The 24,041-nt window shown below is 51.8% G+C and carries 28 protein-coding genes; 12 read left to right on the forward strand and 16 right to left on the reverse strand.

All coding sequences use genetic code 11. The features are described from left to right. Nucleotides 1-725 precede the first annotated feature (725 nt). The 16 genes from AACU78_RS10475 to trfA all read right to left on the reverse strand — a co-directional run bounded on the left by AACU78_RS10475 (nucleotide 726) and on the right by trfA (nucleotide 13,322). Nucleotides 726-1,199: a hypothetical protein gene (locus AACU78_RS10475; protein ID WP_106580431.1), complete on the reverse strand. Its 474-nt coding sequence runs from the start codon at nucleotides 1,197-1,199 to the stop codon at nucleotides 726-728. 115 nt (nucleotides 1,200-1,314) lie between these two features. Then, nucleotides 1,315-1,605, reverse strand: a complete 291-nt coding sequence (locus AACU78_RS10480; RefSeq protein WP_146151481.1) for a hypothetical protein — start codon at nucleotides 1,603-1,605, stop codon at nucleotides 1,315-1,317. 14 nt (nucleotides 1,606-1,619) lie between these two features. Further along, entirely contained in the window at nucleotides 1,620-2,021 is a 402-nt protein-coding gene (locus tag AACU78_RS10485) for a hypothetical protein (RefSeq protein WP_106580433.1), read from the reverse strand. A gap of 179 nt (nucleotides 2,022-2,200) precedes the next feature. Continuing rightward, nucleotides 2,201-2,371, reverse strand: a complete 171-nt coding sequence (locus AACU78_RS10490; RefSeq protein ID WP_158266168.1) for a hypothetical protein — start codon at nucleotides 2,369-2,371, stop codon at nucleotides 2,201-2,203. A gap of 17 nt (nucleotides 2,372-2,388) precedes the next feature. Further along, on the reverse strand, nucleotides 2,389-2,880 hold the full coding sequence (locus AACU78_RS10495; RefSeq protein WP_106580434.1) for a hypothetical protein: 492 nt from the start codon (nucleotides 2,878-2,880) through the stop codon (nucleotides 2,389-2,391). 53 nt (nucleotides 2,881-2,933) lie between these two features. Beyond that, nucleotides 2,934-3,974 carry a ParB/RepB/Spo0J family partition protein gene (locus tag AACU78_RS10500; RefSeq protein ID WP_106580435.1) on the reverse strand — a complete coding sequence of 347 codons (1,041 nt, stop codon included), beginning with the start codon at nucleotides 3,972-3,974 and terminating at the stop codon, nucleotides 2,934-2,936. Further along, on the reverse strand, nucleotides 3,971-4,792 hold the full coding sequence (locus tag AACU78_RS10505; RefSeq protein ID WP_256587068.1) for a ParA family protein: 822 nt from the start codon (nucleotides 4,790-4,792) through the stop codon (nucleotides 3,971-3,973). Before AACU78_RS10505 ends, AACU78_RS10500 begins: the two co-directional genes overlap by 4 nt. 2 nt (nucleotides 4,793-4,794) lie before the next feature. Further along, nucleotides 4,795-5,097: a TrfB-related DNA-binding protein gene (locus tag AACU78_RS10510; RefSeq protein ID WP_177410142.1), complete on the reverse strand. Its 303-nt coding sequence runs from the start codon at nucleotides 5,095-5,097 to the stop codon at nucleotides 4,795-4,797. A gap of 186 nt (nucleotides 5,098-5,283) precedes the next feature. Next, nucleotides 5,284-5,619: a KleE stable inheritance protein gene (gene kleE, locus AACU78_RS10515; RefSeq protein ID WP_146151482.1), complete on the reverse strand. Its 336-nt coding sequence runs from the start codon at nucleotides 5,617-5,619 to the stop codon at nucleotides 5,284-5,286. 110 nt (nucleotides 5,620-5,729) lie between these two features. Beyond that, entirely contained in the window at nucleotides 5,730-6,002 is a 273-nt protein-coding gene (gene kleA / locus AACU78_RS10520; protein WP_256587069.1) for a stable inheritance protein KleA, read from the reverse strand. A gap of 402 nt (nucleotides 6,003-6,404) precedes the next feature. Continuing rightward, nucleotides 6,405-6,959 (reverse strand): hypothetical protein, encoded by a 555-nt coding sequence (locus AACU78_RS10525; protein WP_146151483.1) that lies wholly within the window; start codon nucleotides 6,957-6,959, stop codon nucleotides 6,405-6,407. Between the two features lie 46 nt (nucleotides 6,960-7,005). Further along, nucleotides 7,006-7,440, reverse strand: a complete 435-nt coding sequence (locus AACU78_RS10530; protein ID WP_158266169.1) for an antirestriction protein — start codon at nucleotides 7,438-7,440, stop codon at nucleotides 7,006-7,008. Nucleotides 7,441-7,855: 415 nt separating this feature from the next. After that, nucleotides 7,856-8,257, reverse strand: coding sequence for a hypothetical protein (locus tag AACU78_RS10535; protein WP_106580442.1), 402 nt, complete (start codon nucleotides 8,255-8,257; stop codon nucleotides 7,856-7,858). A gap of 1,083 nt (nucleotides 8,258-9,340) precedes the next feature. Next, nucleotides 9,341-10,117 carry a DUF4942 domain-containing protein gene (locus AACU78_RS10540; protein ID WP_106580443.1) on the reverse strand — a complete coding sequence of 259 codons (777 nt, stop codon included), beginning with the start codon at nucleotides 10,115-10,117 and terminating at the stop codon, nucleotides 9,341-9,343. 86 nt (nucleotides 10,118-10,203) lie between these two features. Beyond that, nucleotides 10,204-10,464 carry a hypothetical protein gene (locus AACU78_RS10545; RefSeq protein WP_106580444.1) on the reverse strand — a complete coding sequence of 87 codons (261 nt, stop codon included), beginning with the start codon at nucleotides 10,462-10,464 and terminating at the stop codon, nucleotides 10,204-10,206. 1,697 nt (nucleotides 10,465-12,161) lie between these two features. After that, nucleotides 12,162-13,322, reverse strand: a complete 1,161-nt coding sequence (gene trfA / locus AACU78_RS10550; RefSeq protein WP_106580445.1) for a plasmid replication initiator TrfA — start codon at nucleotides 13,320-13,322, stop codon at nucleotides 12,162-12,164. 257 nt (nucleotides 13,323-13,579) lie between these two features. On the opposite strand from trfA, the gene AACU78_RS10555 reads away from it, so the two are divergent. From AACU78_RS10555 to trbL, 12 genes are all read left to right on the forward strand, one after another. Further along, the gene (locus tag AACU78_RS10555) at nucleotides 13,580-13,945 is read left to right on the forward strand and encodes a transcriptional regulator (protein WP_106580446.1); all 366 of its coding nucleotides are present in this window, start codon (nucleotides 13,580-13,582) and stop codon (nucleotides 13,943-13,945) included. Nucleotides 13,946-14,154: 209 nt separating this feature from the next. Beyond that, nucleotides 14,155-15,117 carry a P-type conjugative transfer ATPase TrbB gene (gene trbB, locus AACU78_RS10560; RefSeq protein WP_106580447.1) on the forward strand — a complete coding sequence of 321 codons (963 nt, stop codon included), beginning with the start codon at nucleotides 14,155-14,157 and terminating at the stop codon, nucleotides 15,115-15,117. A gap of 10 nt (nucleotides 15,118-15,127) precedes the next feature. Further along, entirely contained in the window at nucleotides 15,128-15,562 is a 435-nt protein-coding gene (locus tag AACU78_RS10565; protein ID WP_106580448.1) for a TrbC/VirB2 family protein, read from the forward strand. Nucleotides 15,563-15,567: 5 nt separating this feature from the next. Next, nucleotides 15,568-15,879, forward strand: a complete 312-nt coding sequence (locus AACU78_RS10570) for a conjugal transfer protein TrbD (RefSeq protein ID WP_106580449.1) — start codon at nucleotides 15,568-15,570, stop codon at nucleotides 15,877-15,879. Beyond that, nucleotides 15,876-18,428: a VirB4 family type IV secretion/conjugal transfer ATPase gene (locus AACU78_RS10575; protein WP_106580450.1), complete on the forward strand. Its 2,553-nt coding sequence runs from the start codon at nucleotides 15,876-15,878 to the stop codon at nucleotides 18,426-18,428. The genes AACU78_RS10570 and AACU78_RS10575 overlap by 4 nt, the downstream gene beginning before the upstream one ends. Further along, nucleotides 18,425-19,156, forward strand: a complete 732-nt coding sequence (locus AACU78_RS10580; protein WP_106580451.1) for a VirB8/TrbF family protein — start codon at nucleotides 18,425-18,427, stop codon at nucleotides 19,154-19,156. The genes AACU78_RS10575 and AACU78_RS10580 overlap by 4 nt, the downstream gene beginning before the upstream one ends. Before the next feature lie 20 nt (nucleotides 19,157-19,176). After that, complete coding sequence (gene trbG, locus AACU78_RS10585; protein ID WP_106580452.1) at nucleotides 19,177-20,073, forward strand: P-type conjugative transfer protein TrbG; 897 nt, start codon at nucleotides 19,177-19,179, stop codon at nucleotides 20,071-20,073. After that, nucleotides 20,073-20,564, forward strand: coding sequence for a conjugal transfer protein TrbH (locus AACU78_RS10590; RefSeq protein ID WP_106580453.1), 492 nt, complete (start codon nucleotides 20,073-20,075; stop codon nucleotides 20,562-20,564). Before trbG ends, AACU78_RS10590 begins: the two co-directional genes overlap by 1 nt. A gap of 5 nt (nucleotides 20,565-20,569) precedes the next feature. Then, nucleotides 20,570-21,973, forward strand: a complete 1,404-nt coding sequence (locus AACU78_RS10595; protein WP_106580454.1) for a TrbI/VirB10 family protein — start codon at nucleotides 20,570-20,572, stop codon at nucleotides 21,971-21,973. Between the two features lie 17 nt (nucleotides 21,974-21,990). Further along, on the forward strand, nucleotides 21,991-22,776 hold the full coding sequence (gene trbJ, locus AACU78_RS10600; protein WP_106580455.1) for a P-type conjugative transfer protein TrbJ: 786 nt from the start codon (nucleotides 21,991-21,993) through the stop codon (nucleotides 22,774-22,776). 10 nt (nucleotides 22,777-22,786) lie between these two features. Then, complete coding sequence (locus AACU78_RS10605) at nucleotides 22,787-22,987, forward strand: hypothetical protein (RefSeq protein ID WP_146151484.1); 201 nt, start codon at nucleotides 22,787-22,789, stop codon at nucleotides 22,985-22,987. Nucleotides 22,988-23,100: 113 nt separating this feature from the next. Further along, a partial coding sequence (gene trbL / locus AACU78_RS10610; RefSeq protein ID WP_218276861.1) for a P-type conjugative transfer protein TrbL occupies nucleotides 23,101-24,041 on the forward strand: 941 nt, incomplete at its 3' end.

Consider the following 24,041-nt stretch of genomic DNA (forward strand, 5'->3'; position numbering starts at 1 on the left):
GGCGAACTGCGCTCGGCCTTGGTACCGAACCCCGTTCCCATCGAAACGCTGTCGAAGCCGTTCCAGAACGCCAGTGCAAGGCCACTTCCACGGTGGGGCTGGCCAGCTTCGGTGAACAAACCGTTATGTCGGCTGCGGTACGCATCAACCATTGCTGCGTACTGATCGCGAAGCGACTTGTTGCGGAATCTGTTCACTATCTGCGCTCAGATGGCTCATGGTGTACCGCCTTTAATAGCGATCCAACTCTCTGCAGTTGTACTGCGAATGCCATTACGAACGTGACCCCGATGATTCCAACGGCTATTCGACTGACTGAAAGATCACCGGCAAACGCAATGCCGACCACAGTAAGAGCCACGAAAACCACAATTCCGAGTAGCGAAATTCGGTGCATACTTTCAAGCTTCTCAATACGGCTGTCGCGGGATTCCAAGTTTTCATTACTTCCCATACTTGATTTACTCCCTATGCACTCTGGCCGATCCAGCGTGCCTCTACTGACACAGCCCCGCAATGGCGGGGCTTAGGGCGCAACTGAGCGACTTTTCCTAACTACGGTCCCAAAGAAAGAAATACGACATCACGACGGCTACAAAGCCGCAGATCGCCGCCCACTCCCACAGCGTGAAAAGCCAATTACCCCAGTAATGCGCACAAATGTTTATGCCCAGCATTACCAACATATAAACAATTAAAAAAATGAGATACCGCATGGGGGTTTCCTAGAATTTTTCGATATTGAAGCGAGCCAGGTAATCCGGCCGTTCCCTGTTGTTGGCCACAACCTCTTCCGGAAAAGGAAATCGGCGGTTCCCTTCGTCATCGAACCAGCCAGGCGCCGTTCTGTACCGTTCAAGATGCTCCAAAAACGCCGCCCGGTTGAAGCGAAGGCCTCGACCGGGGTTTCCAGCTAACTCAAGGTCTAGGCACACGCTATGCAGCTCAAGGAATCCTGTATGAAGGCTCGCGCCATGTTCGATCACCGAAATGTAAAGACAGTGTTCGAAGCTGGCCCAATTGGCATACGTATACCATTCGTACCATTCACCGGCCCCCTCCGATCCTGAGCCTGATAGCTCCAGTGCCGAAGGTGGATCAATCCGCACCAAATCGATGTTGAAATCTAGTGATTCATCGATAAAGGCCTTCAACGGAGCGGGATTGTCAGTACGGAGAAAAAAGCGCATGGATGACATAAATTTTTCCTACTTAGCTGCGATGGCTGAATAAACAACCGAAAATACAGTCGAGATAATTACCCCGCCGACTACAGCTGTCGCAATATCCGTGGGAATCGGCGGTCAGCCGAAATCAATTCTCGTTAAACGCCTTTGCCTGCTCGTCAATCGAGACGCAGATCGCTTGCACCGACTTCAAATCTCGACGCAGTATTTCTATTGCGTTCCGGTTTGCATCAGAAAGCATCTTCTTCGCGCAATTCGATTGCGCAGTAACCGTTTGAATTTCTGCAATGGTCGCTGCTTTGTAGGAATCGGAAAGTGACGTTCCCGCGAGAACGGCGAGGATCACTATACCCAGCACAATGAAAGCCGCAATCAGTAGTCGAAAAACCGGGAAGTCAGCACTATTTAGTCGATTCATAATCATTCTTGCTCTTAGTGTTGGGGGTGCGCTTTAGAGAGCCATTTCAAAGCTTGTTCACTGAGCCAATCAGCCATCAGAAGCCCTTCCGAGCGTTCAATAGCACTATTTGTCCAATCCATTTGCAAGTGCTGAGACGCCTCTCTGAGCGCTTCGTAGCGGGCTTCCATCTGCTCGGTAGTCAGCGTCTTTGCCATTGATTCTATACAACCCTGGCACTTACAAAACCGTCCGCTGTGTTCGCTAGCTGAATAATCGGCGCTGCGTTTCACCCGCAACTCTTTAGCCTTGGCGTAAATAGATCGGGCTGAACGATCGAACAACCGCACCAAGTCATTAATGGGTGTGTTTGGATACAGCGCTTTTAGCTTCTCTAACTCTACGGTCGTCCAGAATCGCCGGCTGGTTGTCATCATACAGCCCTGTACCTGATTTCGATGAGGGAATTATACGGTATAGCATATAAAATAACTAGAAATTTTACGCAATACCATAAATCAAATGTGCGGCCGGATACCGACAAAGCGATGCTCGCCCAAATAGCAGCGGAAAAAAACCCGCCTTAGCGGGTTTTAGAATTGCTCGGGATAACTGCTTACTTGGACGCGAGCGCTTTTAATTCGGCTAACTCAAAACGCTTAAGAGCGAACAGTGCCTGGTACTGGACGCGTTGCTCGCCAGTGAAACCGTCATTGGTAGTGAAGATCAATTTTTCGTTGGGCATTGTGATTTCTCTTTGGGTGGCCAGGGTGATGCAAGCTTTCATGATAGGTCCAGGATTTGCTACAGCTCACGCTTGAGAAATTGACTCTCATCTTTCAGCGGGGACATGACGTAGTTGATAGCGCGGCGCTCCGTGTCGATCCAAGCCATGACTACTTCGACTTTATACATACCAGAAGCGCGGACCTCTTTTTGAAGCGTTATAAAAGCCTCTTGATGAACTGGGTCGTACTGTGCCAGCTGGCCATCCAAGCGATCACCGTACGTGTTAGGTAACTTGATTTTCTTGTATGTCAAAATTAATGCCGCGCCGCCGGTTAAGAGTCCAATGACGAATGGCACGAAACCTGTTGCCTTCATGGCAAATGCTCCGGCAACGGCCACGATCCCAACCGCCGTGCCAATAAGCAATGAAAAGGTTGCACGTGGACCAAGGTTGGATTTTTGGGTCATGTGCAGCGTATTTTCGATTTCATTCAACGCATTCCATTTTGATTTCAAAGTTCCACTCCAATTTGATTTCAAAGCTGGACCGTTTTTGTTCATGATCATACGATTCTCCTAACCATGGCGCGGCGCCTGGAGCCAGGCGCGGGCCTTTATGGTCAACCTTCGACCAGAGCAACCATTTTTGCAGTAGTAAGATTCGCCTCGAATTCCTCGCCGCTAATCTCGTTTTTGAACCAGGCCAGCCCACCCTCACTTGGGCGTTTGGTCATAATCAGACGGCAGAGGTCGCCGTTAATTTCGACCTGGACGATTGCCTTCTTGATCTTGGTAGGGTCATCCTCTTTTGGAGGCTTCTTCTCCTTATTCTCTGGCCCGGCCCCGTTTCCGTCCTCGTCGTTACCACCACCCTCAGCGTCGGTCTTACCGGTGAGAGCATCAACGGTGTGAGGATCGCGGCCCTTTCCGTCTGCCAGAAACTCACGCAATAGCTTTACCGAGCCGCGCGTAACTTCTTGGTTCTCATCAGCCAGCCAGTCGGCTACTTCCTGTGGTTGCTTCTTGTGTGCGGACAGCAACTCGTTGATGACGGTAACGTCCTTGATTCGACCGCTATTGAACGCTTCGGCAATCGGACCAGGTAGATCCAGCAACGCGGCATGCTGGGTAATGAAAGCGTTCGACTTACCCCATGCCTTAGCGATTTCACCTTTTTTCATGCCTACAGCCAAGCGCTTGCCGATCAGCTCTGCGATTTCGAATGCGGTATGCCCTTCTCGTTGGATGTTGGCAACTACCTGGTCATCAGGCGTGTAGTCGTTGTCGATAAAGATCGGAATGTCTGGTGCATCAGCCCACTTCGAACCACGGTAACGGCGAGCGCCGTCATTGATGATGTAGTGACCTGGCCGTAACGGATGTTCGCGAACAGAAATGGCACTCTTAACACCGCGCGCAAGAATCGTCTGTCCGATTTCTGCGATGCTTTCAGGGGTAAATCCAGGATTGTCTGGTCCACGCGGCTGCCCATCATCTTCATGAACAACATCCAAAGGCACACGAAGCTGACCGGTAGCCGCCTGTGGCAGCTCAGGAGGGCTTAGGAGGCCCGAAAGGTCCATACCCCCAAGATTCATGCCCCCGGCTTTTTTCGGAGCTTCTGCTGCTGCCTGGGCTGCTTTACCTGTTTTCGCGCTCATTGCACGATCTCCATTTTCTCAAAAACGAATTGGGTCATAACCCGAACTTCTTTCGCTGCAACACGCGCCGACGTTTTCTTGATTTGCCATACAGGGATTTGATCCCCTTGAGCTTCGGCAAAACTACCGCGCTGCCGGCAATCAAACGGCATAACCAAGTCTTTAAAAGCCGTGCGCATGCTGGCCAGGTTATCGAGCTGTCGCTGATCACGGTAATTGACACGGTTGGGGAACATGCCGATGAATTTGAGCCCTGGGTTGCCACGAACGCGAATGTTTTGAATCACAGAAACCATCGCCTGAACACCTTGGATGCTGTACGTCTCAGGCTCAACTGGCGACATAACGTAATCACTGCTGTACAGCGCCGATGCCATCAATTTACTGATGAAAGGAGGGGTGTCGATCAAGCAAAGGTCAAAATACTCACTGAGTTTTTCAATTTGCATGCGCAGTTCTGAGGCTGCGTCTTCCGTTTCCATTTGCTCAATGTTAGCCAGACCGGCATCTTTACCAATAAGTGAAATACCAGCGTTGTCACGGCCGCCGAACACAGAAGAAATCAGATCCTCGTCGCCCGAATACAACTGGCTTGAACTAAGCCCGGACGCATAATGTGCAAGGGTATGGCTCGCATTGCCTTGAGGGTCGAGGTCGATCACAACTACGCGAAGGCCGCGCGCTGCGCCGTCGAACGCCAGATGACAAGTCGCAAAGGTCTTACCTTGCCCGCCTTTCTGAATTGCGTTCGCCAATGTCTTCATTTTGAAGCCGGCTTGCAGTAGCGCATTTACCAAAGGTTTCAACTTGGTGTTCATATTCAGGATTCCGTTTTTTTGTGTGCCTGCTGCCACTTTTTCACGATAAACGCCTGGTGCGCCGGCAAGATTGCCGTTACCCGCTCGTACCCACTCGGGACTGCACTCTGCTCCTGGAACGCTGCCCACACGCGGCGCACTGCCTGCGAGATTGCTCCCGCCGTCAAGTGCAGCTCCTGCACGTAATGCGCTTGGGGCTTGCCCAACACCAAAACCCCGTACGCTATCTCCAGCGTCTGAGGCGATACACTCAGCCCCTTGGTCACTTCCGAAAACTGTGCCTCGGTCATGGTTTTTTTGGTCATGGATCGTACCCATAAATAGCTCCGCACCTGGCAATTTGAACAAAGCGGTGTCCGCCGCCGCATGCCAACAAGTTTAGCTAAAGTAAAATATGTGGTCAAGGATTTTAGCGGCTAAAATCTCATTTTTAGCTAAATAAAAAAAAGCCCTTGCGGGCCTCTTTTAATTTGATTAATTCGGTAGAACGGCTACTTAACACCTTTAGGCTTGAATACCGAAACAAAAAAGGTAAGAGCGACAAATGCGGCGAAGTGGATAACAAACGTCCAGCCAGCGTAAGTACCAGGCGTATCCCAGTGCCAAGCCATCGCCACTCCACGAAAAACCACATCCAACGCCATAATCCAGCGCAGTACAGGCCACACTAGGGCGAGCACAAACCACAAGGCTGTCACGACGCCAGAGAAAAACTTCTTGCCCGTCGCAGGGCTGCGAGGTGCCTTGGCAGGTGCCGGTTCGTTCACAGCACTGCGAGCTACTGGTACTCCATCACTTCCAGGAAACTTCAAAATGTTATTAGCCATAACTTGACCCTCTCATACGTTTGCATGAACATGCCGTCTGCAAGCACCTGGCTTGGGCTTGATGTGTCCGCATCGGGTCAAGTGCCCCGGAGCAATCCGGGGCGCTTCAACTACTGCCCGTAAGCCAGCCTCTTAGCCTTCTCTACACCTTCCGCCGAAAACTTACCCTTGGCTTCGCCCTCAAGCGCGCTAGCCGCCAGGTTTGCCCGCACGCGAAGCTCTTGCGCTTGCCGCGTCAACAACTGAGCTTTTTGTGTTGCCTCTGCTGCTTGGCGAGTAAGTTCTTGAATCGTGTCCCGCCGCTCCTGCAAATCGGTGCGATCCACTTCTGGCAGTAAATCAATCCAAGCCATGATCCGCGTGGTTCGTTGCTGCATGCTCATCGGAATGTATCTCCGGTATTGACCTGGGCGAGCTGCCCGGCCTTCAAATACATTATAGGACTTAAAGACCTATAACGCCAGAGACATTTAGCTAAATTCCAATTTTAGCCGCTAAAATTTCCTACTGTTTTCCTTGGTTCCAAATGCGGGGAGTACCCGCCATGTCGGCCAAAATTGCCCAAGCCGCGTAGGGGATAAGCGCATCACCACCAGTCCATCGCCTGATCTGGCGTCCTTGGACACCCAGCAGATTCGCCGCATCTGATCCCTTCATTCCCCGTGGAGGTGCAATGCGCAGCAAGATTTCTCGGACTTCTTCCGGTGTGGGCTGTTCCCATGTTGAAGCAGGCCGAAAACACTCCGACCGAATGTCAAATCTGACCACATTAGTCATTTCAAATCTCACTGTTCTATTCTGGTGTTCAAACGAGCTTTTGCCCTAGCTTGTTCAAGTCTTGGTTTTGCAGATGCAGCCCACTGCCGTACTTGGAACGCCTGCCGGGGTGTCAACACAGCATCGACCAGAAGAAAGCCGGTGGGAACGCTTGCATCTAGTTTAGATAATTCTCTGTCCAGTATCTCAAGAACGCTTAGGTCATAGGAAATATGAGCCTCATGCAGTGCCATAGTATGCCTACAGGCAGCAAGAGGATCGCCTGAATAGCAAATCATCAGGTCAGAGTTTCCTACCTCATCCAAGCCCAATCGTTTGAGGTCGTCATGCTTCTTAATAGATCGAGCAAGGCTTGAGCGATAAGCTTGCACTCGCAACTCAAGTTTAGCCTTGCGCTTAACTAGGTCGTTTGGCAACCGCTCCAAGTCAGCGCTTGAATCGGGCACAGCCCCGGCTGGTCGTGCGGGTACGTCTTTACCCCACGGATACTGTGCGAGTAGTTGGGCTATGGCCTTCCTGTCGGCTTCACTGCGTATCTTGTGGGCCTGTTCATCGAATGTCATAGATATGTCCCAGTAGAAAAGCCCGGTAGTGATCCGGGCCTTTTTATCAGTCAATGGCAGTCAGGATGGCCTGGGATTCCGCATGTTCTATCGCGAAATCTCGTAGCTTGTAATAAAGAACCTGGAAGCGTTGAGCTTCAATTTCCGGGATACGCGCAGCCAACAACCGACCTAAAACGAAAAGCGTCAAGGTAATACCAGCAGCCTCGGCACTCATATGCTCGGAAAAATAGTTGTCTGCAACAATGAAATGCTGAGGTGTATCGGTATTTAGCGCCGCGAAAACACCACCGTTGCTGAGGGTATAGAAATTCCAGTAACCGCCCTGGTAATCCTTCAAAAAGCGGCGCGCCATGACATAAATTAAATTTTCACCGGCCAGGTAATATTTACCAAAATAGGAAGGGTAGAAGTCGAGGCGGTTATCCTCTGCAACGATGGTTGCAGTAATGATCGGCGCTGCTTGATCTTGAGATTTCATCGGTTTTCCCGGTACTGACCTGAGCTGCATGCCCGGCCTTTGAAAACATTATAGGTCTTTTAGACCTATCAAATCAACCAACTTTAAGCACGCGACTGCTACACGGCCAAGACAAAACAGCCCGCATAGCGGGCTGTTGTAGGAAGGCGGGAATGCATCAACTATCCGCCCACCTCGGCCGCAAATAAAACCCCACCAACACCACCGCACATTGTAAGTAGTGCGCTGCAAAGCCATAGCTTACCAGCCGCGTCGTCCCCGTCGCCGTACAAGGTATGGTTAAGAAACATGAGTGCCAAACCAACAAAAAAAACCAGCGCACACACCCCCCCCCGAATTATTGCTAATTCTTTTGAACTTCTTTTGATGCTCATATAGTTAGTCCTTTCTAAATGTAGTTGGCTAGGGGGGGGTGTTAAACAGCGACTTGCTGTTTGCGAGTCACGAAAATTGGAAGCGGGCTGATGCGCTTATCCGACTCAGGGACGAAATGGACCGAGACATTTTCGGATGAATTGACGATATGTAGAGCCGGACGCTCGGCAGGGCGCGCTTGCTCGATGCTGAGCTTATGCAGACGCTCTACCGAGGCCACGGTCGCATCAGCAAGGGCTTGAACTGCCTTAGCCCATTGATTCAAGTCGTATTCACCAGCGCGCTTGCATGACACCTGTGCGGACTCATCCAACACCCGCTTAGCAAGCTCTTGCCAGCTCTTAACTTCACTGACCCCAACGCAAGCATGGTAATGGGTGTTCGCTAGACGAAAAAGGCGATCAGTTTCGCTGCGCAGGACAACAACTTTGACGTTATTCATCGGAAGAACTCCGGTAATTACCTGGGCTAAATGCCTGGTCTCTGCGAAGGATTATAGGTCTTTATGACCTATTTAGCAACAATAATTCGAACTCGTTAGCCCGGCGAACCGGGCTAGTCAATGAGTTACTCCGCTGACCGCGCACATTTATACTGAGTCCAACACTTCTCCTTTGGTGTAAAACCTTTTTAAACTCCAAAAAACAACTGTTATCGAAGCAAGTAAGGAATACATGACCGCTGATTGGAAGAACATAGGTCTGCCTAGGTGGTATGACTGTAAATTGGGCAAAATGAATGACCAGAGATTGGCTGACCTGGTAGGAACCTCGAAACCAGTGATCCGTTACCGACGCCAATTGTTCGGCATTACTGTCTGGACCGCCAAACAAGCCATAGAGCCATACCGACACTTACTCGCAATAGAGTCTGATAGGCGCGTAGCACGGTTATGTGGAGTCTCGCCACATTGTGTAGCGACGTACAGGAGGTCTCTTGGCTTAAAGGCCAAGCCGGGACCAGCTCCACGACCGAAGGTAAAGAAGTTCCCAGCCAACCACCCTTTGCGGCCCTACAAGGAGCTTTTGGGGCTTGTGCATGATCGAGACGTAGCCAAACTCGCAGGAGTTTCCCGCACAACCGTTAGGAACTGGCGTGAGGACTTCGGGCTGCAACCTGCTAAACCATTACCTAAAGCACCGGCACAAGCTCGTCTTGAAAACTACGTTGGCCCGTGGCTGGGCTACGAATCGCTGTTCGGCACAATGTCCTCTGCGAAAATCAGCAGGGCTGTTGGCGTTCCATTGCAAATAGTCGAACAACGACAAAGGTTCTTGGGTGTTGCGCCGTTTCGGCGCGTTTCAAAGGTATCTCGATACCAGCACCTGGTTGGGGTAATTCCCAACGCGCTGCTCGCAAAATTGGCGGGAGTTTCTTCGACACGGGTAGCGGAGTTTCGCTCTAACTACCTTAGAAGCGGTTCGACCGGATAGCGGATTTTCAAAGGACGCAAAAACGGGCGTCCGTCTACGCACCTGGCCCCACGTTTTGACGGCGGGGCTTGGATGCAGCTGAGCGAAAATTCCTAAGCGGCACGCGCGTCAGGCAGGGCGCCATCGGCGTAGCATTCTGCGATCTGCTCATTCACCTTTTCGAGTAGATCGAGTCGTAGGAACTCAAGATGGAGATTGCCATTTTTGAATGCTTTTGCCCGGTAGTAGGTATCCTGAAACACTTGGCCATCCTCGAAAGCGACGGTCATAGCCGTTTCTAGTGTGCGAGGTAAGAAGGGCTTGCCATCAACGGTTTTTACAACCCGATCCAAATCGTTAAGCTTGTCCGACGCCCAGCCGTAGTTAATCTGCAAGCCGCGCCGGTATGACCGGCAAACCATGCCCGACATTACCACTTTACTGCCAATACGAAAGGGCTCTTTGGCGTTGGTACGATAGTCATCTGACAAATAGCGGAACACATCAAATAACCCACGACGAAACATCATTTCCGCCTTCAAGCGAAGGTCAATAAAGGTTGCGCGGATGTTTGCCTCAGTAAACTCAGGTGCCAGCGGTAACAGACTTTTTTCAAACTCGGCAACTGCTTGGGCATCCATCAGCTGCTTGAAACCCGTCATGTCGAATGCTCGGCGCCACATGCTGCTGTCCAGTTCGGAACGGACACGTTTCTCATCCTCTGGAAATTTAGCACCATGTGGCATCAGATAAGGGCCATGCTGGGCGAGCAATTTTGCTGCCATGTCAGCAGTGCGGCGAGCATCGCCAAGCAGCCGTAGCGCGTCATCGCGAGCCTGTAGCAGATCGTTAAGTGTGGTGGGTACTGCGAGATTGGTAAAAATGCTCATCGGATAGGTGTCCGGTAATGACCTTGACGAAACGCCTGGCCTCGATGTGCATTATAGGTCTTAAAGACCTAAGCTGCAATAAGTGTTTATTGGTCAAGTCTCTTGATTTTGTTTAGAACCACTCCGTGGAAAAAGTGACACACCCCCGAGATTGCTGCCATAAGCATGATGAGCGGTGCCCAGCCTTCGACAATAGCTTTTTGGTCTACCGGTTGTTTCGCAGCAATAGCCAACATGACGATGGCCATCATCGCGACAACTACTAGAACGCCACAAAAGAATGCAGACCTATACGCTTTGCGTAATTGTGCCTTTACTTTCAGCAGGTGGGCTTTTTCGTTGCTCATAAATGCATTCCTTTTGGTGTATTTCCGTGGTCAGTTTCGCGCATGCGAATGCAGTGCATCAGGTGGAGGCAGATCGCGATAAAGCGGACCATTGCTGTGGTCACTTGCGGTGTCCCTGGGCGACATTATTCACTGACGATCGCCTGACCGGAAGGCCCCGGCAACGCCAGGGCGAGAGATTCAGCCTGTGACGCACAGGAAGTCCAGCAAAGTGTCTTCCGCCTTCTCCAGCACCTCGTTGGCTACCTCATGGGACATGCGGCCATTCTGGAGGCGCATCTATTTCAGAAACCGACAGCACGGGCGGGGCGGCCAGCGTGCTATCGGGCTAACACTTGAGGGGCCAAGTAACAGGATAGACCGGCACCAGGTTGAATTCAGCGGCGCCGGCCGTGGTCGCCAGGCTGCTACCGGGTTAACACTTGAGGGGCCAAGTACAGGATAGACCGGCACCAGGTTGAATTCAGCGGCGCCGGCCGTAGTCGCCAGGCTGCTACCGGGCTAACACTTGAGGGGCCAAGTAACAGGATAGACCGGCACCAGGTTGAATTCAGCGGCGCCGGCCGTGGTCGCCAGGCTTCTACCGGGCTAACACTTGAGGGGCCAAATAGCAGGATTCACCAACACCAGGTGAATTCAGCGGCGCTGGCAGGGGTAGCCAACGAGCTACCGGATTAACATTTGAGGGGCCAAATACCAGGATTCAACAACACCAGGTGAGCAGCACGTCCGAGATGGCCAGCGGTCTACCGGGCTAACACTTGAGGGGCCACGCACCAGGATTCACCAACACCAGGTGAATTCAGTGGCGCCGGCCGGGGTGGCCAACGAGCTAGCGGATTAACACTTGAGGGGCCAGTCCGTGGTGGCCAGGCTGAAACCGGGCTAACACTTGAGGGGCCAAGTACCAGGATTCACCGACACCAGCTTGAATTAGCGGCACTGGCCGAGCTGCCCAGCACGTAAGACTCTGTAACCACATCGTAAGGATTACGAGCCTACTACCAGGCGCAACAAAGGATTGGTTAGTGATCAGATTCAGGGACCAACTCCCTTATGGCGTAAAAACCAGAAAGTTTAAGGTTTATACAATTTATCTAGCCGGGCGCTATTGCAAAGGTCACGCGGCAAAGGGGGTTTTTTCCCTTTGCGTAGCGAAGCGGTTAAGGCGACGCGTAGCGGCGTTGACTGCCTTCGGGGTGAGGGAGCTTGCGACCGAGGGGCATCGCCCCTGGGGGGATGGGAGAGCCGCTTGCGGCTCGGGAGGGATCGAGAAGGGGGGGTTTCCCCCCCTTCGGCGGGTTTAAATTGCGCGGATTTTCGCGCGGGTTTAAAGAAGGGTTCAAAAAAAGGGTTATATGGGCCAGGAAAGGTGGTTTATGCCATTGATTTTAAAGGCTTTTACGCCAAATAAGCAGCCCCCCATGTGTTGGCTGGTTTGCCCCCCATCTATTGGCATGTTCGCCCTCGAAGTGTTAGGCGTCTGCCCCTCAAGTGTTAGTAAAAGCCCCTCAAGTGTTATAGATATTTTGCTCACTAGCGTATTTTTCCGCAGGATCGGCGGGTAGCAGCTTGTGATTCTGGCTGATTCAGCTCAGAACTTGCCGGATTTGCATGGGATAGTCGTTTTTTAGGCAAAAAAAGGAGGGCTAAGCCCCCCATGTGTTAACTGCCGAGCTTATTCAGCCCCTCAAGTGTTACCTGGTGCAGTGAATGAACCCCTTTTCTACCCAAGTTTTTTTCACAAGTCCCGCTTCCTCCAGCTCCTTGCAAGCCGCCCGGGTCTGCTCTGACCATTTCTTGGGCCTTGTGGACTCAGAGCCGCATATAAGCCGGAATGTCTCCAGCTTCAACGGGTAGGGACTCTTGTGCGTCACGCACCAATCAAACAAGCGTCTCGCGGTAGGGGAAAGCTCTCTGTACTTCACCCAAATAACTTTTGAATAGTGGTCATTCGCAAATAACACGACCAGGTGAGCAGACAGTTCAACTTGGCAAATTGAACGCTTGTTTTCATCAGTGACTATTTCAAATTCTTTTACCAGCGAAAGGCCCTTGATCCGGCTGTGTCTCGGGGAACTGATTTGAAAGGATGTGGCTTTCAGCCTATTGAGGCAGCTTATCGCCCGTCTGTAATAGAACGGGTTTATGTGCCAGCCAACGTCAATTAGCAGTTGACGCAACGTGAAGTAGACATGAACCCCTATGGCTGAACGCTTTGCATATTCCAAAATTTGTTGCCATACAAGCTCATCGTCATCAGCACGCAACTCAATGCCGGTGTAATGAATTTCTACGTCCTTGTTGTAGTGATATATAAGCTGGTTGTCGTAGGCGGCTCGTTTTTGTCCTTTGTTTCTGGTCGTAAAAACTGCCGAGCGCCCCCAGTCGTTTGGGATGGCTCGCAAATCGTCGTCCCATGGGGCAATGTCGAATAGGGAAAGCTCCATCTGCGTCATATCGCTGATGATTCGATCCATCCGTTCTATTTCTTTAAGCTCCGAAACTTTGGCAGCAATGGTATCTAAAGGGTTTTTTTCGCCCTTTTCCAAGGCACCAAAAAGCTCCGGTTGCTTGCGTTCCTTGACAGCCTGGTCCAACTGTTCGGCAACTGTACGCTTCTTCTTGGGCGTGCCGGCAGACGTAGCCCCCGGCAGTTGGGGTGTAGGTGCATCAAAATCTATTTTCGATGATTCCACCATTGCGGCAGCAAGAAACTCATCGGATTGAACACCTGGGAATGCCGTGACCGAAGCGTAAACGGACTTTGCGGCCTGCAACGCGGCTTCCTCGGGTGAGAGCCCGGACTTAACCAGCTCGTCAATATGCTTCTGAGCGGCTTTTTTCAGACTGGACATTTTCACTCCATTACAAATGTTTGACCGGCCATATCTCGGCCGAGCCGCCCTGTTATGGCGGAAATCTTACTCGCCTATCGGTGACGGATCACGCGCAACCCGAAAATAGCGTTTACCGAAACTGCGCACAAAATGTAAGATGGCCACTATAACGGGAGACGATTTACTAATCATCTATTACTTTAGCTAAAGAAACCCCCCACGGTCAAGAATTTTAGCGGCTAAAATTTAGTCCTGTATTGAGGCATCGACCGACTGTGTACAACGCAATTTTTTTTACGAATGTCTTGCGCTTGCTGGATGAGCGCGGCATGACCAAACACGAGCTAGCCCAGCTCACAGGCGTCTCTATATCTGTTCTTTCTGAAATCACAAACGGTAAGGGCAATCCAACTCTAAAAACCCTAGCTGCTATCTCAGAAGCGCTTCAAACACCATTGCCGATGCTGCTTGAGTCAACGGACTTAGATAGCAAAACGCTTGACGATGCTGACGGTGTACATCTTCCGTCAAGTCTGCCGCCTGGATACTGCCGTGCCTGCGCCACACTGACATTTCACCAAGCTTTTCAGTTGCGCAAATGGCACGAAATAAACCTTGCAAAAATCCGAAACAAGTCATAACTAACCGAATACATAAATTTTAGCGGCTAAAAATCCAAGGCCCCTTGCGAGGGGCTTTTTTTTGTCAGCGCTAAATAGTGCAACAAGTCATGGAAGGCAAGCGGTGTACATCTTTATCACTGTTAAAAGCGATGCCGAGTTATTGCCCTTAACCCTGTTTCGGTATATCGTTTGCGCCATTCGCATATGTGTCGAATTTGGAGCAAACAATGAGTGACAATGATGGCGAATCGGAATCGGTCAGAAAGCGCCTTACCGAGCGTCTGCGCCGCGACCTGGGCGAGCTGGTTGAAGGCGCGCTGAACGATGCAAAAACTACCGACATTCTGCTCAACGCAGATGGGAAGCTTTGGCTAAAACGCCTTGGCGAGCCGACACGTGTGATCGGTGAGATAAAAGCGTGGCGCGCTTTATCAGCAATGAAAACGCTTGCAGGTTTGCTGGGTAAAACTATTGGGGCGAAAGAGCCAATCCTTGATGGCGAACTGCCTTTTGGGAATGAGCGCTTCGCTGGACAACTTCCACCGATTGTTTCTTCACCCTGTTTTGCGATCCGTAAACCGGCCATCGCCGTTTTTACACTCGCCAGCTACGTTGCTCTTGGGATCATGACCCAAGAGCAATGTGACGCCATAAAAAAGGCAGTTTGCGAGCATAAGAACATTCTTGTCGTCGGCGGCACCGGCTCAGGCAAGACAACCCTCATCAACGCAATCATTAAGGAAATGGTCGATAACGACCCAAATGAGCGCATTTTTATTATTGAGGATACAGGCGAGATTCAGTGTTCCGCCGTCAATAGCGTGCAGTACCACACCACGCTTGAAGTCGATATGACGGCTTTGCTCAAAACTTCCCTCCGTATGCTGCCTGACCGAATCATTGTTGGTGAGGTCCGGGGAGCCGAAGCACTCGACCTTTTGGATTCATGGAACACCGGCCACGACGGCGGCGCGGGCACGCTCCACGCAAACACGCCTAAATCAGCGTTGTATCGCCTCAAGTCTCTTATCACTCGCAATAAGCATGCACCAACGGAAATAGAGCCACTTATTGCGGAGGCGGTGCATCTGATCGTCCACATAAAAAAAACCCCCGAAGGCCGTCGGGTACAAGGGATTTTGGAAATCCTTGGCTATGAAAACGGCGAATACCTCACCCGCAACCTCTAGGAGCTACACCATGCAAAACAACACTTCCCGCGTTAACACCAAGGCACTTTTGACTGTTGGTGCTGCACTGATGGTCCTCTTGAGCGCTCATCCTGCGTTCGCTGCAAGTACCGCAGGGGGCGGGCTTCCTTTCGATGACTGGTTCACGAAAGTACGCTCGTCTATCACTGGCCCATTCGCTTTTACTGCGTCGATTGTTGGCCTGGTAGGCGCAGGGGCAACGCTGATTTTCGGCGGCGATATGAACGGCTTCCTGCGGACTCTGATCTTCGTCGTACTGGTACTCGCCTTCATCGTAGCCGCACAAAACACCTTGGCAGCCATCACCGGTCAGGGCGCGGAAATTACCGCTGCGCATGACATGGCTGTGAAGTCTGCGGATTGGATCACCAGCAAGGCCGAGGCTATTAAGTCGGCTACTGCTCGCTTGATTCAGGGGGTCTAAATCCCATGGCACTACGCAAGATCCCTATTCGTCGGGCCGGCAACCGCCACAACCTTTTCATGGGTGGGGATCGTGAATTGGTTATGTTCAGCGGTTTGCTCGCGGCCATCCTGATCTTCGCTGCACAAGATTGGTTGGCCTTTTTCCTTGGCGTGGGCATGTGGTTCGCATCGCTTTGGATGCTACGGAAAATGGGTAAATCCGATCCGATGATGCGCCAGGTGTATCTACGCAACCGTCGCTACAAGCCCTTTTATCCGCCGCGTGCCACTCCCTTCCGCGAAAACAGCAACTCCCAAGGGAAGCAATACAAATGATTGAATCAATCCTCGTTGCAATTGCGGCCGTTGGCATCGTGTTGGTGATTTTCTTGCTTTTGCGGGTTCGCCAGGTCAATGCCGACCTTCTACTAAAGAAACACCAGTCAACCGAGGCTGGCCTGGCGGATCTGCTTAACTACGCGGCTGTTGTAGATGACGGCGTGATAGTAGGCAAGAACGGTTCCTTGATGTCCGCGTGGCTTTACAAGGGGTCCGACAACGCCAGTGCGACCGACGTAGAGCGGGAAATGAACTCGTTCCGCATCAACCAGGCACTGTCCAATATGGGCAGTGGCTGGATGGTTCACGTTGACGCTGTTCGACGGCCTGCTCCGAACTACAGCGATCCAAGCCTTTCAGCTTTTCCTGATCCGGTATCCGCCGCTATTGATGAAGAACGGCGCCGGACATTTGAAGGTTTGGGAAACTTGTACGAAGGCTTCTTTATCCTGACGGTGACATGGTTCCCGCCGATGCTTGCTGAGCGCAAGCTTGTCGAACTGATGTTCCATGACGACGAAGACAAGCCCGACAGCAAGGCCCGTACTGCCCACTTGATTGACTTCTTTAAAAGAGAAGTCAGCACCATCCAATCGCGCATGTCGTCAGCGGTGACGCTGGAGCGTTTGTGTGGCCAAAAAATCATGAATGAGGACGGGTCTACCGTTACGCATGATGAATTACTGCAATGGCTACAGTTCTGTATTACGGGGCTTAACCACCCTGTAATGCTTCCAAATAATCCGGTCTACATTGATAGCCTGATTGGTGGAAAGGAGCTGTACACCGGCGTAACGCCAAAGCTGGGCAACAAGTTTATTCAAGTCGTGGCTATTGAAGGTTTCCCTTTGGAGTCATCGCCAGGGATCTTGTCGCGTTTGGCTGAACTGCCTGTTGAATACCGCTGGTCCAATCGTTTCATTTTCATGGATCACCATGAAGCGGTATCCCACTTGGAGAAATTTCGGAAGAAGTGGAAACAGAAGATCCGCGGCTTCATGGACCAAGTATTCAACACCAATGGCGGGGTAGTCGATGAAGACGCCGTGTCCATGGTTGCAGACGCGTCACAGGCCATTGCTGAAACCAACAGCGGCATGGTTGCCCAAGGCTTCTACACAAGCGTTGTTGTGCTTATGGACGAAAGCCGAGCAACAGTAGAAGCAGCCGCGCTCAAGCTTGAGAAGGCTATCAACGCGATGGCGTTCACTGCTCGCATCGAAACCCTCAACACCATGGATGCTTTCCTAGGATCGCTTCCAGGACACGGCGTAGAGAACGTTCGTCGGCCCCTCGTCAATACGATGAACCTGGCCGACCTGATCCCTACCAGCACCATCTGGACAGGCGAGAACTTTGCGCCTAACCCACTGATGCCGCCAGGCTCTCCACCGTTGATGCACGGCCTTACAAGCGGTAACTCCCCGTTCCGTATAAACCTTGATGTGCGCGACCTTGGCCACGCCATTATGTTTGGCCCCACGCGGGCGGGTAAGTCAACACACCTCGCGATGCTTGCCATGTCATGGCGGCGTTACTCCAACGCACGGCTCTTTACGTTCGACAAAGGCATGTCGATGTATCCGGCCTGCAAGGCCACTGGCGGCTCTCACTACGTCGTAGCGGGTGCCGGCGAGAAACTTGCCTTCGCTCCGCTTTCCGGCTTGGTAACTCGTAGCCGTCGCGCCTGGGCCATGGGCTGGATTAACGACCTGCTTGCCTTAAACGACGTTATGACTACGCCGGAGCAGCGGAACAAAATTGCCGAAACCATTATTGAAATGGGGAAAGTGGAAGAAGACACAGGCCGACCGGGAACTATGTCGGAGTTCACCGGGATGATTCAAGACACGGACATTCGTGCAGCACTCAAGGACTACACCATTGATGGTTTGATGGGACACCTCTTAGATGCCGAAGTTGATCAGCTGTCGATTTCCGACTTCATCACGTTTGAAATTGAACATCTGATGAACCTGGGCGACCGCTACGCCTTGCCCGTATTGCTCTACTTGTTCATGCGAATAGAGGAATCCCTAGACGGCCGGCCAACCCTGATCATTCTCGATGAAGCATGGCTGATGCTGGCTCACAAAGTGTTCCGCGAGAAGATTCGCGAATGGCTCAAAACCTTGGCCAAGAAAAACTGCCGGGTGCTGATGGCGACTCAAAACCTTAGTGATGCCTCCGGCTCAGGGATCTTGGACGTTATCGTTGAATCGACGGCCACCAAAATCTACCTGCCGAACATGTATGCGCGCGATGAAGCTGCAACCGAGCTTTACAAGCGTATGGGCCTGAACCTACGCCAGATCGACATCATCGCAAGCGCACAACAAAAACGGGATTACTACTTGGTGTCCGAGAGAGGCCGTCGCCTCTACAGCTTGGCACTCGGGCCACTGGCACTTTCCTTTGTCGGGGCAACCGGCGCCGAAGACATTGCAACCATCAAGAATCTGGAAGAAAAACACGGCGCGGAATGGGTGCATGTGTGGCTTCGCAACCGGGGCTTGAGCCTTGATAACTACAGAGGTGCAGCATGAGCATTTTCAGTCGGTCTAAAAAGACCGAGCCAGAAGTACCAGGCGAAACTTTAGCCGCTAAAAAGAAGGTGAATAACCCTTACCTGAATGCTCGCCGCTCCTGGAATAGTCACGTCGGTGGGATTATGTCCTCTATCCAAGTTTGGCAGGCCGTTGGACTTATTTCGCTGCTGATCGCGCTGGGTGGGGTAGGTGGCGTGGTTTACATTGGGTCGCAGTCCAAAATCATTCCTATGGTGTTCCAACAAGATGCCTCGGCAAATACTGTTTCTGTAACGTTGCTTAGCCGCGTGCCTGATGCAGTCATAACCGATTACCAAACGGCAGTGGTTAATTTCATCAACAACACTCGCTTGGTTACACCAGACGTGGCCTTGCAGCGCAAGGCTGTGCTTGCCGCGTATGCGTATCTCGCGCCGCAAGACGCTGCGACGTTGAAAATCAATGAATACCTCAATGGCTCACCCGAGCGTAATCCTTTCAACCGTGCAGCAAACGAAACAGTTTCAATTGAAATCAACTCTGCTCTACCTCAGACCAAAGAATCTTGGCAGGTCGATTGGACTGAAACAGTAAGAAGTCGTGACGGACAGTTGAAAGGCAAGCCATACAAGATGCGCGCGCTCGTCACTGTGTATCAAAACAAAGAAACCGCCGTTGACCAAAACACCTTTGTAAACGGTCACTTTATTTTCATCCGCGACTTTAACTGGTCGAAACAACTTTAATCCTGGGGCGGACACTCCTTATGAAAAAATCAATTATTTCCACCGTTATCGCCAGCCTTCTTTTGCCAGGTATTGCATTTGCTGCCGAGACCCAAGCGGAAATGGCAAACAAATACTTTGCCCCGCAAACACTAAAGCTGACCCCTCAAGAGCAAAAGGCTATTGGGATCGGAAAAAAGTGGCAGACCGGTAGAGCAACAAGTAACGCAACTCCTGGTGGGGATGGTGCGATTATGTTTCAGTACGGCAGCGGACAAACCCAAGTGGTCTGCGCGGTTCTACAAGTTTGTGATATTTCTTTACAGCCAGGCGAGCAATTCAACGGTCTGAACGCAGGTGATCCCCGCTACACCGTTGAGCCGGGTATCAGCGGCTCCGGTGCCGATCAGACCATTCATTTGATCTTGAAGCCCCTGGACGTGGATCTGGATACCGCACTGGTTGTCATGACAGACCGCCGTGTCTACCACTTCCGCCTCCGCTCCACTCGCAGCGAAAGCATGCCCTTTGCACGCTTTATGTATCCAGAAGACGCGGCGGCTAAATGGGCCGCAATTCAGAGCGCCCAAGCAAAAGACCTCCACGACAACACGATTCCACAGACCCGTGAATATTTGGGCAATTTGAACTTCAACTATTCAATCGACGGCTCGGCACGCTGGAAGCCTGTACGCGTTTACAACGATGGTTCCAAAACCATCATCGAAATGCCTGACGGGATGGGCCAAAGCGAAGCACCAACCTTGCTAGTCGTACACCGCGATGCCGGTTTTTTCAGTGATGCTGAAACGCAGATGGTCAACTATCGCGTCCAGGGCAACCGTTACATCGTGGACACCATGTTTGATAAGGCAATTCTTGTTGCCGGCGTCGGATCGAGCCAGGACAAAATCACCATCGAACGGAAGGACAAGTAATGCGTAAAGTCCTCTTTGTAACGGCCCTCATTGCATCATTGACTGGCTGCGCAGGGAATTCTCCTTATGGGAATTATTCGGAAGCGCCGGCCGCGTACGACAAGGCGATGGCCAGCGATACCGTTTCGCACTTGGTCACGATGTACCCACCGGCACTGACGCGCTGGAACATCATGCAACCCACTAACGATGCTTACGGGAAATCCCTCGTCGTGCTTCTACGCGGCCGTGGATATTCGGTAAAGGAGTTTGCACCAGAAGCGACTAGTCGAGTGGTGCAGACGAATCAGGCCCGGGCTCAAGCACAACCAACCCATCAGGCGGCGCTCACGCCCGGGGTAGATCTTCGCTACGTTGTTGACTCATTGGCACCGGCAGCGGACCTGTACCGGGTAACAGTAATGATCGGCCAGCAACCGATCAGCCGTGCCTACATTCCACAAAAGAACGGATCTGTCGCTGCGGCGGGTTCCTGGGCGCGTAAGGAGTAAGACTGATGGCCGACACTGATCAAATGTCGCCGGACTCGTCCCCAAGCGCGTCCAGCAAAAAAACCGGCGTTCGCCGGGTTAACAATATGCCGCTGGTGATTGGCCTTGCGATGCTTACGCTATTTCTGGGCCTCATCGGGATGGTTGCCGTCAAGCGCGACAACGAAACCAAGATAACCCATGACACGGTTGTCACGGGGAAGGGCGGGGATAGCTCTCTGATGGCCGCTGAGATTGTTGGTAGCCACTCCGGAGGGGTAATTCAGGAAACCAAGCCTGAGCCGCTGGTACTGCCTTCTGACACCTCTGCTGAGCAAATATCCAATGGTGTGCCCGTAGCCCGTGTGGCCAACCCTGATGCGCCGCCTACGCCCCCGCGCGGTGATTCCGGCAACGGTATGCCAGATGACCCGGAAGACGCCCAGCTGCGCCAAGCGAAGATGCAGGCGTTCCAAACTGCCGTTGGTGCGAAGACCGTCATCCAATTGCCAGACATGAGCCAAGTTGGCACAAGCACGCATGCAAGTGCAGAGCCGCAAAATCGCGACGAAATGCTTGATCGTATTGCGCAGGTTCGCCGGCAAATAGATCAACAGCGCGTAACCGATCCCAATGCAGCCTATCAAGCACAACTTCGCCAGGTGCAAGCAAGCGGCGGCGGCGGCGGAATGGGTGCTAGTCGATCAACTGGATCTGCCGGCATGATGCTGGCTTCGTTGCCCAGCAGCTCGGGAAAGGATTACAGCACCTTTGACAGCAACGGCAAAAAAGATCGCTGGACTTTGGACGCCAAAATGGAAGCGCCGACTAGTCCGTTTCAGATTAGAGCCGGCGCAGTCATTCCCGGCATAATGTTGAGCGGCATCAACTCAGACCTGCCAGGCCAAATCATGGCCCAGGTCTCGCAGAACGTTTACGACACTGCCACTGGCAAACACCTACTCATCCCGCAAGGAACACGGATGGTTGGCTCTTACTCCAGCGATGTTGCGTTTGGACAAGAAGGCGTCCTGATCGCCTGGCAGCGCCTGGTTTTTCCTGACGGCAAGGCGCTGGACATTGGTTCAATGCCTGGTGCCGACATGGCGGGTTACTCCGGTTTCCGGGATCAGGTCGATAACCACTTGTGGCGTATATACGGCTCTGCGTTGTTCATGGCAGGCATTACCGCTGGTGCATCAATGGCCACCGATCAGGGACAGAGCAGCGGTACTGGATACCAGCAACCATCTGTTAGTAGCGAACTCAGTTCGGCCCTAGGTCAGCAACTCGGCCAGGTATCGGCGCAAATCGTTTCGAAAAACCTAAACGTCGCCCCGACTCTAAAAATTCGTCCAGGCTACCGCTTCAACATCGTGACTGTAAAAGACGTGACATTCACCAAAGCTTATCAGTCGTTTGACTACTAAGGCATAGGAGCAAAGTTATGTTTACCAAGAAAGCAATTTTAGCGGCTAAAACTGTTGCGCTCGCGGCCACACTATCTTTTGTGGCGTCCCAACCTGCTGTAGCTGGCATTCCAGTGGCTGATGGCTTGAACCTCAGCCAAACGACTGTCACCGCAATGAACCAAGTGGCACAAGTTACTAAACAGATTCAGCAATACAAAACACAACTTGAACAATATGACAACATGCTGAAAAACACAGTAGCTCCAAGTGCCTACATTTGGAGTGAGGTGAACGGGATCATCAGCAAAGTAGTCTCAGCGCAACAAACCCTGAACTATTACAAGAATCAAAGTGGGTCTATAGACACTTATCTTTCGAAGTATCAGGATATAAATTACTACACCAGTTCTCCTTGCTTCCAAGCCACGGGTTGTTCAGCAGCGGAGAGAAACGTTCTCGAAGCTCGCAGGGCTAGTAGCGCGGAAGCGGTAAAGCGCGCGAATGCTGACGTCATAAAAAGTGTCGATCAGCAACAGCAAACACTTACGAGTGATGCCCAAAAGCTACAGGCGCTTCAAGGGCAGGCGACTTCGGCCACTGGTCAAATGCAGGCATTGCAAGCTGCCAACCAATTAGCGGCCGCGCAGGGTAATCAGCTTTTGCAAATCAGGGGCATGTTGCTGGCTCAGAACCAAGCAGCAACCACGCTAGCCCAACAACAAGCCGACCAGAAAGCTCAAGAGGATGCAGCATCAAAAATGCTACGCGATGAGTCAAACATAAAACGGCCATCGGCGCGTACCTGGTCTATGGGTCACTAAGGAGCACTTTATGAAAATCGGTCTCACCGTATCAGCCGCCATTCTTGTTTCATTCTTCGCACTAACCGGGTGCAAAAAGGAAGAAGAAGTGGCGAGCCCTAATTGCGTAAATCCAGCCACCAAGAATGATCCGTCTCTTTGCCCTCGGGCAGATACGGGCATTACTCGCAGCAAACCGAAAACTTGGTCAATGGGCAGCGAGAAAAAATAATGATAATCACCAAGCCAAGGGTAGTAACTTGTGCGGCAGCACTGGCCGCACTTAGCTTGCTTCTAATCCCCGAAGTTGCATCAGCAGCAGACACCGGAATCATGGATTCGGTGATGGAACGATACCAGGCCGCTGCGTCCAGCTGGGGCGCCAAGATGGTCTCTTACGGGAACTGGTTGTTTTGGGGACTCGCGATCATTAGCATGACGTGGACATACGGCATGATGCTGCTGCGCAAAGCTGATCTTGGCGAGTTCTTTGCTGAAACCATGCGATTCTTCGGAACACTTGGTTTTTTCTGGTGGGTGTTATTAAACGGGCCAGCTATATCAAAGTCGATTATCGACTCGATGTGGGATATTGGCGCTAATGTTGCCGGGGGGGCTGACTCATTTACCCCCTCTGGCATCACAGACATTGGCTTTAATCTACTATTTCGCGCTTTGGATAACTCATCGAGCTTTAGCCCGATTGATAGTTCGGTTGCGATAATCTTATCCGCTGCGGTTCTAATTATCCTGACCCTGATTGCAGTTAACATGCTTCTTCTGTTCATATCGTCGTGGTTTTTGATGTACGGCGGCATCTTCTTACTTGGGTTTGGTGGAGCCCGTTGGACGTCGGATATTGCAATTACCTATTACAAAACTGTGCTTGGCCTTGGCGTCCAAATAATGGCAATGATTTTACTTATCGGTATAGGTAAAACATTTATAGACCAAGCCATTCAAGGCATGACAGATGGCATGAACCTAAAGGAGTTATCCGTACTTACTATCTCCGTCATTGTTTTGCTTTATCTAACTAACAAGATACCGCCAATGCTTTCGGGGATTGTCGGAGGCGCTTCTACTGGAGGTATTGGCGGTTTCGGTGCAGGCGCCGCTGTTGGGGCAGCGGCCGCTGCCGCAGGCATTGCCGCAGGTATAGCAAGTGCCGGGGCATCTTTAGCAGCTGGCGGCGCGGCCAATATGGCCGGTGCAGGATCTGCGCTTAAAGCTGCGTTTTCAGCAGCCCAAGAAAACATGGGCGGCGGGGGTGGTGGCAGTTCCGA

The organism is Pseudomonas sp. R9.37, assembly GCF_963878885.1.
Lineage (GTDB): Bacteria > Pseudomonadota > Gammaproteobacteria > Pseudomonadales > Pseudomonadaceae > Aquipseudomonas.